This is a genomic window from Rhizobium sp. WCS2018Hpa-16 (assembly GCF_031843705.1).
Classification (GTDB): Bacteria; Pseudomonadota; Alphaproteobacteria; order Rhizobiales; family Rhizobiaceae; genus Agrobacterium; species Agrobacterium tumefaciens_C.
The window spans coordinates 457,850-470,661 of sequence record NZ_JAVTIX010000002.1 but is presented as its reverse complement, the minus strand read 5'-3'; the positions used below and the strand labels follow the sequence as shown (position 1 = coordinate 470,661).

The 12,812-nt window shown below is 55.4% G+C and carries 11 protein-coding genes; all 11 read right to left on the bottom strand.

Going from position 1 to position 12,812, the window contains the following annotated elements:
- Position 1: 1 nt before the first annotated feature.
- The 11 genes from flgK to RQI55_RS08295 all read right to left on the bottom strand — a co-directional run bounded on the left by flgK (position 2) and on the right by RQI55_RS08295 (position 12,700).
- Positions 2 to 1,444, bottom strand: a complete 1,443-nt coding sequence (flgK, locus tag RQI55_RS08345) for a flagellar hook-associated protein FlgK (protein ID WP_243256651.1) — start codon at positions 1,442 to 1,444, stop codon at positions 2 to 4.
- A gap of 19 nt (positions 1,445 to 1,463) precedes the next feature.
- Positions 1,464 to 2,732 carry a flagellar hook protein FlgE gene (locus RQI55_RS08340; RefSeq protein ID WP_042618024.1) on the bottom strand — a complete coding sequence of 423 codons (1,269 nt, stop codon included), beginning with the start codon at positions 2,730 to 2,732 and terminating at the stop codon, positions 1,464 to 1,466.
- A 286-nt stretch (positions 2,733 to 3,018) separates the two neighbouring features.
- A complete protein-coding gene (gene rem / locus RQI55_RS08335; protein ID WP_042618023.1) occupies positions 3,019 to 3,690 on the bottom strand; it encodes a transcriptional activator Rem in 672 nt (223 codons plus the stop codon).
- A gap of 279 nt (positions 3,691 to 3,969) precedes the next feature.
- A complete protein-coding gene (locus tag RQI55_RS08330; RefSeq protein ID WP_409233713.1) occupies positions 3,970 to 4,533 on the bottom strand; it encodes a transglycosylase SLT domain-containing protein in 564 nt (187 codons plus the stop codon).
- Positions 4,481 to 5,947 (bottom strand): flagellar hook-length control protein FliK, encoded by a 1,467-nt coding sequence (locus RQI55_RS08325; RefSeq protein ID WP_243256652.1) that lies wholly within the window; start codon positions 5,945 to 5,947, stop codon positions 4,481 to 4,483. The genes RQI55_RS08330 and RQI55_RS08325 overlap by 53 nt, the downstream gene beginning before the upstream one ends.
- A gap of 1 nt (position 5,948) precedes the next feature.
- Positions 5,949 to 7,196 (bottom strand): chemotaxis protein, encoded by a 1,248-nt coding sequence (locus RQI55_RS08320; protein WP_243256653.1) that lies wholly within the window; start codon positions 7,194 to 7,196, stop codon positions 5,949 to 5,951.
- Between the two features lie 8 nt (positions 7,197 to 7,204).
- Positions 7,205 to 8,530 (bottom strand): MotB family protein, encoded by a 1,326-nt coding sequence (locus RQI55_RS08315; protein ID WP_243256654.1) that lies wholly within the window; start codon positions 8,528 to 8,530, stop codon positions 7,205 to 7,207.
- The gene (locus tag RQI55_RS08310) at positions 8,523 to 9,179 is read right to left on the bottom strand and encodes a hypothetical protein (protein ID WP_042618020.1); all 657 of its coding nucleotides are present in this window, start codon (positions 9,177 to 9,179) and stop codon (positions 8,523 to 8,525) included. Before RQI55_RS08310 ends, RQI55_RS08315 begins: the two co-directional genes overlap by 8 nt.
- A 187-nt stretch (positions 9,180 to 9,366) precedes the next feature.
- Entirely contained in the window at positions 9,367 to 10,332 is a 966-nt protein-coding gene (locus RQI55_RS08305) for a flagellin (RefSeq protein WP_243256655.1), read from the bottom strand.
- Between the two features lie 290 nt (positions 10,333 to 10,622).
- A complete protein-coding gene (locus RQI55_RS08300; protein WP_042618019.1) occupies positions 10,623 to 11,504 on the bottom strand; it encodes a flagellin in 882 nt (293 codons plus the stop codon).
- Between the two features lie 320 nt (positions 11,505 to 11,824).
- Positions 11,825 to 12,700 (bottom strand): flagellin, encoded by an 876-nt coding sequence (locus tag RQI55_RS08295; protein WP_192063413.1) that lies wholly within the window; start codon positions 12,698 to 12,700, stop codon positions 11,825 to 11,827.
- Between the last annotated feature and the right edge of the window lie 112 nt (positions 12,701 to 12,812).

Below are 12,812 nucleotides of genomic sequence, written 5' to 3'. Positions count from 1 at the left end.
ATTAGCCTGCGGCCTCCATCAGCGTCTTCAAAAGGTCATCAATGGTCGACATGAGTTTTGCCGCAGCTTTATAGGACTGCTCGATGTCCAACATCTGGATGAGTTCCTCGTCCAGATTGACACCTGTCGAGTTGGAGTAGGCCTCTGTTGACTTGTTCAACATTGCCGATGTGCTTTCCGCAGCCGTCGTCGCATTGCTGCGATATTCTTCCACAAACCCGATAGAGTCCGAGGCGAAGCTGAGCAGCGTCACTTTGGTCGAGATGCCTGCATTCGGGTCGAACTCAACCTGTGTGTTCAACGCCGCTGCATATTTGTACAGCAGATCGGAATAACCGGAGGAGCCGTCCACATTTGGCGTATCCCCGGCAATGTTACCGTCACGCAGCTTGATCGGCGACGCCGTCGCATCTGCTGACACGGTGATCAGACCAGCCAGGCCAGGCACGAGTTCAGCCGTCTCGAAATCGACGGTGGAGCCATCCTTGGTGGTGAACAGTCCTGCGATGGCATCGCCACCAGCGTCGACTTCAGCAAAGGCTCCGATGACCGTACGTGCGATTTCATCGAGCTGCGCCTGGTAGGTCGGGTAGACCTCATCGCGCAATTGCAGAAGTGCCGGAAGGCTGCCCTTGGCATTGGTATTGCTGCCAGCGCTGGTCTTGATCGACACGCCATCGATATAGATGCCGGCGCCGGTCGAGCTGGCGTCATAGGCCGCTTGCGGGTCGAACGAGACTTTGCGCGCCGTCGTTTCAAACAGCGTCGTGCCGTCAGAGGTATAGATCACCATGTCGTTGTTGGAACGCGTGGTGGTGGAAATGCCGACAATGCTGGAAATCTGCTTGAGAAGACCTTCGCGCTGGTCAAGCGCATTGTTCGGGTCCCCGCCTGCCGCCGTTGCGGAACTGACCGCATTGTTGGCCTGCTCGAAATCAGCCAGAAGCTGGTTGAGCTTCTGGATCGTCGTGTCGATCTTGCTATCGGCGTCCGCTCTCAACTGCTGAACAGCCTCGGTAGAGGTGTTCAGAGAGCTGGCCACGTCGCCTGCGGCACTGATGGCGGCCGATGCCAGAGTCACGTCACCGGGTGACGCAGCGTAGGTCTGCATGGCTTCCTGCAGTGCGGAGAGATAGGTGGAAGGCGCTGCCGTGTATTCTTCGCCACCCAAAAGGACGCTCAGCGAATTCATGCCATCGAGGAATGTCTGCTTGCCGGCATCGTCGGAGGTTGCCGTCAGCGTCTGCTTCAAAAGCGCGGTGTCTTCGGTACGCTCGATCTTGACCGTGATTGCGCCTGTGGACGCATTCGTGGTCGTGATCGCCGTACGGCGATTGTAATCCGCAGTGCTGGCGTTCGAAATGTTATTCGAAACGACACCCGTCTGAATAGCAGTGTTACTCAGAGTTGCCTTTGTCGTATTAAGCGCCGATCCCAGAGACATTCACTCGTCCTTTAAAGCGTTACCGTACCAGATTGATGAGAACGTCCATCAGATCGGAACCGGTCTGGAAGACTTTGGAATTGGCCGTGTAGCTGCGCTGCGCCTGGATCATTTCTGTCAGTTCAGTCGCGATGTCGACGTTGGACGATTCCAGCTGCTTGGAGTTGATGGAGCCAAACCCGGTCTGACCCGCAAAGCCGAGCGTCACGACGCCGGATTCCGCACTCGGCTGGAATACGTTTCCAGACAGGACAGAAAGGTTGTCAGGGCTTGCTACGTCAGCAAGAGGAACGCGATAGAGCGGCCGAGCTGCTGATTTTGCGTAAGTTGCATAGACAGTACCGTCAGAGTTAACCGAGATGGACTGTACCTGCTCTGCAGTATTGCCGTTGATCCCGCCCTCTTCAATGGTCGAACCGGCTGCTGACAACTGCGTCATACCAGACAGATCAATCACAATATCTGTGCCATTGTTTGGGTCAGAAATATTCAAGCTGGTGACATCAAAGGTCTTGGTTGTAGGATCAAATACCATGGTATCAGACGCAACAGAGGGCTGCGAATAAGGGAACGAACCATCCGCGGAAGCATATGCAGCGTCATAAACGGCCACTTCCCACTGGTTGTCTGCCGACTTGGCGAAATAGAAATCGTATTTGATTGCCTTGCCGAGCGTGTCGTAGCCAGTCACGGACGTTTTAAGCGTACCCTTTTGATCCACGACCACCGTCGCGTTCTGATTGCCTGGGAGGTTGGCAGGATCCACAATTGGCGCGGACGAGCTGAGGTTACCCGTAATGGAACCCAGCGTGGATTCCGTTGCCGTCATGCCGTTGGCTGAAACGTTGACAGGCACAAGACCATCGTAGCTGTTGATCACGGTCGTTGGTGTTGTGCCGGTATACTCGTAACCGAGGAGCGTGAAGCCCGCATCATTGACAAGGTTGCCTTCGTCATTTGCCGTAAACGAGCCGGAGCGCGTCAGGAAGACGTTGCCTGCCGTGTCCTGCACGACGAAAAATCCGTCACCGTTGATGGCAAGGTCCGTCGAAGACTGCGTTCCAACAGCCGCGCCCTGCTGGGAAATCGAATATTTTACTTTGGTATCAACGCCACCGGAATTGTAGTTGCCCCCGGCTGAAGAGAGGACAAGCGAAGAAAAGGCTGTCGAGGCGCTTTTGTAACCGGTGGTGCTGGAATTAGCGATGTTGTCGCCGACTGTGCCGAGCTTGTTTGCCTGGGCACCCATGCCGGATACGGCGGTTTTCATCGTTCCAAAAAGGCTCATCTCGAATCCTCTGCTTTAACTGTCTCGACGTTAGGATGCGGGCCTTGCGTGAAGCTGTCTGTTTTTCCGCTGGTTGAAAAAGTTATTCAAAAAATAAGATATTAAGCGGAACCAATTGGCGCAGCGGCCGTTGTGATGTCGATATGTGATGAAAATCGAATATAGCCTTTGAAAAGGCTTAAACGAAAAAACGCCGCGGGCTGGATAGACCCACGGCGTGTCAGGGATAGGCTTGCATGTGTTTTCTCCAAATACCTTTTTCAAGGATCTCCGGGGGTGAACCTGCTTAGCTCCAGTCGATGCAGTAACCGAGAAATCTCTTGGAATCGATCGGGTCGAAACCGAGCTTCTTGCGAAGCTTTTTGCGCAACTTGCTGATGTGGCTCTCAACGACGTTCTCTTCGACTTCCTCGTCGAAAATGCCATAGATCGCGTTGAAGATCTGCGACTTGGAAACGCGACGACCGCGATTTGCGATTAAGTATTCCAGAATACGACGCTCGCGGCGCGGCAATGCGAAAAGCTCGCCGTTGACCTCGGGATCGCGTCCATCCGAAAACACTCTGATCGGACCAACATCCGTGAAATTCGTCAGCACCGACAAGCGGCGACGAATTGCAGCTGCACGCGCCAAGATCTCTCTTGGATGAACCGGCTTGCGGACGACATCGTCCACGCCACAGTCAAACAGAGCAAGCGTTGCATCCAGCGAATGATGATCGCTGACTGCGATCACAGGTGCCTGCGAGCGATCTCTGATCGCGCGTGGCAATTCATGCGTCATCTCGGCTTGCCCGATCAGGAAAGCCTCGATTGCAGCGACGTCAGAGTCTGCTGCTGTGGTTACCCACTCACCAAATTCAACCGGGTCAAACCCGGTCGAGGGAATACCCTCTCGCCCAAACAGGGCTGTATAGCCGTCCTTAACAAGCTTCCGCTCATCAACTACCACGATCATTCGTCCGCCTCCGAATCAGTGTAGCCAATCTACAAGCTGAGGTGTACGAATCGTGGGAATCTCTCACAACTACAAAAAAGCACAGGCATTAATTAATAATTGATTAACCATATTGTCCCGATTTGATCTATATCTAGTAGGCCTCACGAAAAATTGGGATATTTTTTCGGGGGAAAAGTGCGAGTCAAGCCACTTAATGCTTGCGTGCCTTTTTTTGGGTTAATCCTGCCACATTTGTTTTTTGGGCCCTTTGCGAGCTTGATTGCAACTTTTGATTGCTCAACTCAAGCAGAAATTTCTCGCATTGGCGGTCCACTGACCATAGCCGGTAGCGATCAGATTGGAGATGACACGGCACACATTTCGCTGTTGGGCGGGGTCATTATTGGGTCCAGCGTGGTAGCGCGCGACCGCCATCGTCCATGTCTCGTGTCGGTCGTGAAGCCTTTTCAGGAACTGCGCGGCATAGGCGACGTTCTTCGCGGGGTCGAACATTTCGGCAACGGAGGCAAATTCACCCCCGTGGAAATGGACGTTGATCTGCATGCAGCCGATGTCGATCAGCTTCGCGCCGCCGCGTCTGGCATCCTCCACCAGCTTGTAAGCGTCAGGCATGGTGGCAGGAAAATAGGCCTTGCCTTCAATGTTGATGGCGTAGGGGCTGAGCGACCCCTTGCGGCCTGTCTCCGTCAGACCGACCGAATAGAGGATGCCTTCGGGTATCCCATAATGGCCTGCGGCGGCCTGTATCTGGCGTTCGCAATCTGCTTTAGAGGCTGTCTGGGAGGCCTCACAGATAGACGTGGTCAGGACGAGTGCCGACGCCGCCAACAGCAGTCTCAGGCTGCAAAATGCTCTCATTGATAGTGGTCTCCTCACGGCCGCTTTGCCCTGGCTGCCGGTAAAACTGTTCCTGCGATTTGTCGCCATCGCCGCGCTGACCCTGCTGCGCGCCATTCTGGCTTGCATCGTTTGGCTGGCGGTTGCCGGTGGCGCTATCCTGCCGGTCTGCATTGCTGGCCAGTGTCACCGTCACCTGGTCGACGCTGAAACCCTGTGCCTTCAGGGCATCCATGATCTCGGAGCTGTCTTTCTGCAGCTCGCTATAGCCCTTGAGCGTATGGGCCGTCAGTTGCACACTGAGCTCGTCGCCCACCAGCTTCATCGCTGCGGTCACGTGCCCAAGCTCAACCGGGCTCATCTGGATCTTCAACACGTGAACAACCTGTCCCGTACTGGAGATCATAGGAGCGTTGCCGGTCTGCCCAGCCATGGAGGCCGCCCAATCGGGATCAGCTGCCATAGCGCTGCTGATGGCTGTCGCATTGGAGGCAGCCGCCATGCCGACAAAACGCCTGCTCTCCACGACCTGTACGATATTGGTGACATCACCTGATGCTTTTGACACATCCAGGGTGGCGGTACCGTCTTCGCTGGTTTCAATGTGGAAATCGACACCCGGTGTGTCCTGCTTTTGCAGCCTGACCACCGTCGATGTAGTCGCAGCGCTGTCAGAAAGACCCGGATCAGTCGCGGCAGTGCCGGTTATGCCTCCCTGTTGTGCCTGTTGGGCCATGGCATTTTGTGCTTCCGGCGGGGTGTTCTGATTAATCGGCATGGTGGTCGAGGACAGCAGGGACAGAAGATCCATATTGTCGCCAGCGCCCTCAACGGGCTCTGCCTCCACCTCACCCTCGCCTGCGTCTTCCCCGTTGTCGCCCGCTTCATCTGTCTTTGCGGAGAGAGGCGATGTGACAAGATTGGTCAGGGCCGTCACAAGCGCTGCAAGGTCGTTATCCGGAAGAGCCGCGACATTGACATCGTTCAACGGCTTGATGACATTGGTAACATCAGGCTGCTTGCCCGCCTCTGTCGCGGCCAGCGCCGTCTCCAGGCTTAGGTCTTGCTGCACAGGCAGCACGGGCTGCTCGATAACGATTGGAGCCGGCGCGACAGGATTGGCGTTGGAAACTTGGGCCTGCGTTCCCGAAATGGGCGCCGCAACTGGCGAGGGTGCCGCTTCGGATACGACCGGTTGGACCGGGGCCTCGTTTACCGAGGCAGAGCTTGTATCCGCTGATGGTGTTCTTTGATGTGCGGGAGACGAGCTTTGCGGTGGCGATTTGCTTTTTTCAAACGATCCCAGCGTATCGGAAAAACCCGTCCCTCCCCTCTTGGACGCGCTTTCTTTATTCTGCCGGTTAGACTGGCTGACGGAGTCGGCCATACCCGGAATAACAGCCTGTGCAACGTTCATGCTATCTCTCCTCCTGCTCCAGCAACGAGTCGATCTCGGACAGCCGAGCTCTGCTCTTGTTGAAAAATTCGTTCAAAGGCGCGCCGGCCACGTCCTGCGCCGATGCCTCGGCAGGTGCGGTAGCGTCGCCAGCAGCCGGTTCAGCCGCTTTTTCCGGCGCATCCGGTGCGCCACTGGCGCTGGGTGGCGGTGTCGGTGTCGCGACGGCAGGCTGTCTCACAATCTGTTCGGCAATCGTCTTTGCAGCATCGCGCAATGCGATATCGCGAGGCGACAATTCCTCGTTTGGTATGCTGGCCAGCGCTTCACTGGCACTGCGAACATCTTGGCCCGGCACACCCGCCAGGCCAGAATAAAGCTTGGACAGGGGTGCGCGAGAGGTCTCGCCGGTCTGCGATGTCAGCCCCGCGACCTGCTCTGTGGCAAAGCTGGCCAGTTTTGTCTCGCCCCGCAACGAAGCCTGGCGCGCGATCCGAAGGTAGATTTCTTCCGCGCGGTCCGGGTCCATCAACTCCGCGATCTCGGCAATCTTCTCATGGGTAACGGCACCATTGCTCTCGACAATGAAATTGACGAAGAGATCGGCAAATTGCGAAGCGTAGGGCGAATGCAGGAACCTGACTGCGTATTTACGGATATATTCGAATGTCTTGTCCGGCTGCTTGGCTTGCATCGTCGCGATGATGGACCGCCGAAGCGCCGCTTCCTCGATAATCGAACCGGGTGCAGTCAACCGCGCATCGTCAAAAAAGACGAGTGAGGCCACTGGGTCCCTGTTGACCGCGATGTTACCGGCAATCAGCATCAGGTATGGCCCGAGGACACCATTGCGATATTCGGGAAGAATATCGGCGATGACCTTTTCAGCCTGCTGGCCACGACCGTTGAAATACTTCTGAAGCACGTTGATGACACGCGAATCGAAGTTGCCCTGCACGTCTCGCGCCACCAGATATTCCAGCGTCTGCGGGTTGCCGCCGCTCATGATATAGGCAAGTGCTGCATCTGCATTGTGCTCATCTTCAAAGACCGACGCATCGGAGGTCCGAAGCGTAGTGTCCATGGTCTCGAGAAGATATTTCTGCATCTCACGTGCGGCGTGATCACCCATCACCACCGAGTCCTGAACGAACTGTAGGGAACGCAGGATCTTGGCCGGTGGCAAGTCGCTCTGCGCATGTCCGTAACCGGCACTGGCCAGCCACGGAATGCCAACGAACAGAACAGCTAGGCGGGTCGCTTTCATCATCCGCTGCCTCAACTATCCTCTAGCAAAATTTCGATGCGACGGTTTGCACCGTCCAGCGGATCTTGCGTGGTTTGCAAGCGACGGTCGGCAAAGCCGGACAGCTGCTTGATGCGTGTTTCGTCCAGGCCACCGCGCGACAGCATGAAATAGGCGGCATGGGCGCGGTCCATCGAAAGTGACCAGTTGTCTTTTCCGCCGCTGTTGTAGGGACGTGCATCCGTATGGCCGCGAATGACGACAGCGCCCTTCTGCTTGCTCAAGACCGAGCCGATCTTTTCCATCGCCAGAACGAGATCCTTTTGCGGAACCGCCGATCCAACGTTGAACATGGCCGTATCGGCTTTTTCTGAGATCGTGATGAGCGTGCCACCTTCGGCAGGCGTCACAACGATGCCTTCGGCAAGCCTGCCCGCAACGCCACCAAGCTGCTTTGCAATCTCATCGCGCAGTTTGTCGGCGGCTTTTGCCTCGGCTGCGGTCGCAGGTTTTGGCGGCGCGGGGGTGGCAGGCTTTGTCTGTGGCTTGGCGTTGGCCTTTGGCGGGCTTGGCTCTGTGGAGACTTCGCCGATCTCATCATCCGCAGCCGGTTCAACCTTTTTGGCGTTCGGATCGACCGGTTTCAGAGGGTCGGCGAGACCGGTGTCCTCGATGACACTTGCAAGGTCCTGCGAAGCGACAACGGGTTTCGGATCGGTCTTCTTCTGCGCCTTTTCAGGCAAAGCCGTGTCCTGAACCGTCATGCCGCCCTGATCCGGGCGCACTTCGACCTGCTTGCTCCAGAAATCCGGATCGAAAGGATCGCGATAAGCCTCACCGCCGGAAGCACCCGTGGATGGACCGGATTCGCCGGCACCGCCCTCACCCTTTACGCTCACATTGGCCTGCTGGCCGACTTCCTGGGCGATCTCGGCCAGAACGGCATAGGGATTTTCAAACAACGCCGCCTCGGAATAGGCCGTCTTGTCGCCAGACGAGGAGGTCATGTCTTCACCGCTGGCTGCAGCTGCGGCATCCTGCGGCTTTTCCGATTTCGTGTCAGAGGTCTGCTGCGTCTGCTCGCCCTTGGCGGTTTTCGCAGGCTGCTTCATGCCTCTGTCGGCCGGTTTTTCATCCGTCAGCTTGATGGGGTTAAAATAGCTGGCAACTGAAGCCTTCGTTTCCTCATTCGAGGCATTAACCAGCCACATAACGAGAAAGAAGGCCATCATGGCGGTCATGAAGTCGGCGAATGCGATTTTCCAGGCGCCACCATGCGCACCATCGTGACCGCCCTTGTGACGCTTGACGATGATGATCTCGTTCTTGCCGTGATGGTGATTTTCGCCTTCACTCATCGGCTAGACCTCTAGTATTCTGGAAAAACTCCGAAAGTCTTGTCATCAAGATTGAATTATCCATTTGAACTTTAATATCGATATCGTCAGACACATCGTAATCGACCTGATTGTCGACATCGCCCAGCGTCTCGCGAACGCGTGACAGAAGGCGGTCGGGGCCCGTGATCTTGATCGTGCCGGCAAAACCACCCTCGATCTCGCGCGTAATTTCGGCGGAAATTCCCGTGGCTGCCGTCAGCGCGAGGTCTCGCTCCATCACCGCAGAGAACAGGCGCAAACACGCAGACTCGACATTTGCGGCAATGGCCTGCTTCATCGTTGTAACCGATGTGGCGAGATGCGTTGCGATTTCGTCTTCGTATTTGTTCCGCATCGCCTCGAGCTCATCTGCGTGGCTGGCACGCAAAGCCTCGATTTCTTCCTCATGGATCTTGCGCTGTTCCTGCCCGGCTGCTTCCTGGCCTTCGGCAAATGCCTTGCGCTTTTCCTCGTCCAGATCAACGACATCTTCGGGTTCAGCCGCCCAATCGCTCTGAAAGTCAGAGACTGGAGCATCGAAGTCGAATGCACTCGTTGACGGGGCTGGAGTTGGGGCAGCCGCAGGCTCGCCGAAATCCTTCAGATATTTTGCCAGTGCTCCGCTCACAGCTTCACCTCGCCCAGTAACGTGCTTGTCGTTTCGATGGAGAAGAAAATCATGAAATCATCCGCAAGGCATTCAGAGAGGGCCAGCAGGATCGGGTCGTTTGCTCAACACCCAAGAAAATCCGGCAGCAATTCAGTTTTCTAAAATAGAGGTTCAAACTTGTGCGAGGATGAACCCCCAGGCGTCATCAGCCAAGAAGGCCTGCGAGGCTTTTTTCATGATTATTGGCCATGGATACGACTTCGACGGCCAGATCGCGTTGGGTCTTATAGGCCGTCAACCGTGTCGACTCCTCTTCCATGTTGGCATCCACCAGTCGGCTGACACTCTTGTCCATGGAATCCTTCAAGGCACTGATGAAGACTGTCTGCTGATCCATCCGGTTCGACATGCTACCGATCGACCCGCCCAGAACATTGAGCTGCTTCTGGATATTGCCGACCACATAGACCATGTCGTCAAGCTCAGCCTGGGTGGTTGAATCCGAAACCATGATTTCGGTGCCCGCAGCGGCGGTGGCGGAGTTAGCGTTGAGCAGGTAGTATTCACGCGGCGACGAAGGAACGTCGGGGTTGCGGGCACTCGCATCCATGGATTTGGTCATCAAGCCGCGTTCCGCATCGTTTGTGTCCACCATTGTCGTCTGGGATGTGCGGACTTCGAGATATTGCAGCGAAATGGCGCCCGTTGTGCTCTTGTTGAACGCAAACGGTACAGATTTGACCGATGGAAGCAGCTCACTGGTGTTAAACAGCCAGTTGTCTCCAGAGAAGGAGGCTGCCTGTGCAACTGAGTAAAGATTGCTCTTGAGGGCATTGATGGCATTGTTGATCTGGCCGCGGTCGGCGCCTGTTTCATGGGCCGTTGTCAGCTGTATCATGATCTGATCGACAACATCGATCATCGACGACACCGCCTCATAGGCAGTGTCGGCCTTGGATGCGCCGAGATCCAGCGCGTCGCTGACACTGGACAGAACGCCGCTATCCGATCTCAAATTGGTGGCTGTGGACCAGTAACCCGAATTATCCGCGGCATTGGCAATCTTCAATCCCGAGGTCACGCGCTGCTGCGTTTGCTGCAGCGTATCGTCGCTGAACAGAAGCGTCTGGAGAGCACTTTGCACGGTGTTGGAAGAGAGAATCTTGGTCATGGAACCTACTTCGGGCAGAGAGAAACGGAACATGCCAGAACACACTGGCGCTAAGCCGCACTCTCATCATGAAGAGGCTTGGGTTGGGCAAAACATGCACAACGCACGGCTGGAAGGTTAACGAAAGGATAAACCTGTGACAAGCCATGTATAGGCCCAAGCTATGGCGAAGCTTGCGCAATGTGCGGTGCGCGAGAAAAAATGACGTCTTTTGAAGTGCTTGTCGGCAAACACGAAAAAACCGCGCCTCCTTTTCAGAGGGCGCGGTTTTGATGTGAAAGAGCAGAAACTTACTGCTGGAAGAGCGACATGATGTTTTTCGCGCTGGAGTTCGCAATCGACAGAGACTGGATCGCGAGCTGCTGCTGCGTCTGCAATGCAGAGAGCTTGGCCGATTCTTCTTCCATGTCGGCATCGACCAGACGGCTCACACCGGCTTCCATCGCGTCAGACAATTTCGCGGAATAGGCATCCTGCAGGTCGATACGGGTCTGAAGGGCGCCGATAGCGGCAGCCGAGTCAGTCAGGCCGCTCATTGCAGCTTCGACGGTGGTCATGAAGGCGTCGATTTCGCCCTGGGTGGAAACGCTGGTCAGCTGCACACTCATGACGCTTCCGAGGATACCACCCTCGCCAACGCCGCTGGCATTGATGGTGGAGAACATGGCGTAGGATGCAATGTTGAATTTCGCGGTCGTAACGCTCACACCGCCGCTGGATGTACGGATGAAACCATCAACGACGCTTGCTTCGGTGGAGTTGCCCAGAACCATCCAGTTTTCGCCGGAGAAGGACGCACCCTGAGCGATTGCCGAGAGCTGTTCCTGAAGCTTGCCGATTTCGAGCTGAATCTGCGCCTTGTCGGTTGACTGCTCGCTTGCTGTAACAAGCTTGGCCTTGATTTCGTCGACCGCGCTAATGGCGCTTTCCATGGCGGCATAGGCTGTATCAACCTTTGCAGCGCCAACACCCAGAGCGTCAGACGCTGCGTTCAGCGCCTTGTTGTCGGAGTTCATCGTCGTGGAGATGGACCAGTAAGCGACGTTGTCCTTGGCCTGACCAACGCGGAAACCAGACGAGACGCGATCTTGGGTGTTGGAGAGGTCCATGTTGATCGAGCGCAGCGTCTGGAGAGCAGACATTGCAGAGGTGTTTGTCAGAATACTTGTCATCTTCAGGTCGCCCCTTTGGCAAATTCTTTAAGAAGGGACATTCCGGTCAAGCCGGGAAACGCAGCAGGCAGCTTCATGCTTACCGATTAAGAGTTCGGTGCGCTGTTTCGATGACCACAGAAAACAGGTTTTTGGTTAACAAAGATTTAATCGTAGGGATTCTTTTACCTTATTGAAGAAAGCATTAAGACCGAACCACCCGGTTAATCATCAATAACATATTGTTAATTATGCAGAATTTTAAATTCGAATGGTTAATATTTTTTTATAAAAAAAAGCCGCGCTGAGAGCGCGGCTTTCTGTTTTGAAGAGTGAAACGACTATCTGAAGAGAGTCATGATGTTTTCGGAGCTGGAGTTCGCAATCGAGAGCGACTGAACTGCCAGCTGCTGCTGTGTCTGCAGGGCCGAGAGGCGAGCAGATTCTTCTTCCATGTCAGCGTCGACCAGACGGCTCACGCCAGCTGTGATCGCATCGCTAAGCTTGGCAGAATAGTCGTCCTGCATGTCGATACGGGATGACAGAGCACCGAGTGCTGCGGCACCGTCTGTAAGCGTGTCGAGAGCAGTCTGAACTGTGGTCAGGAACGTGTCGATGTTGCCCTGAGTCGTTACGCTCGTCAGAGAAATCGTCATAACGGCAGCCAAGATGCCGTTGCTGCCGACGCCAGCAGCGATTGTGTCAAACAGGGCGTAGGAGCCAGCGTTGAACGTCGCTGTTGTTACCTTGACAGTGCCGTCGGCGCTGCGGATGAAGCCATCCACAACGGTTGTGGAGGAAGCGGCGCCGCGAACTGCCCAGTTTTCACCGTTGAAGGATGCTGCCTGGCCGATGGCTGTCAGCTGTTCCTGAAGCTTCTTGATTTCGAGCTGAACCTGGTCCTTGTTGACCGAAGTTTCGCTGGCGGTTGTCAGCTTTGCCTTGATTTCGTTGACGACCTCGATCGCGCTGTCCATGGCGGCGTAAGCTGTATCAACTTTCGCGGCACCAACACCCAGAGCGTCGGTCGCAGCGTTGAGCGCTTTGTTGTCCGAGTTCATGGTTGTGGAAATCGACCAGTAGGCAACGTTATCGGCAGCCTTGCCGACCCTTTCACCAGAAGAAACGCGGTCCTGCGTTGTGGAAAGGTCGCTGTTGATTGAGCGAAGGGTCTGCAGTGCAGACATAGCAGAAGTGTTGGTCAGGATGCTGGTCATAGTATTAATTGCCCCTTTGGCAAGTAAATTGAAGGGACATTCCGGCCTTTACCGGTAAACGACGATCAGCTTCATGCCTGCCGAGCAATATAGTTAACATTCGGCCGTCGTT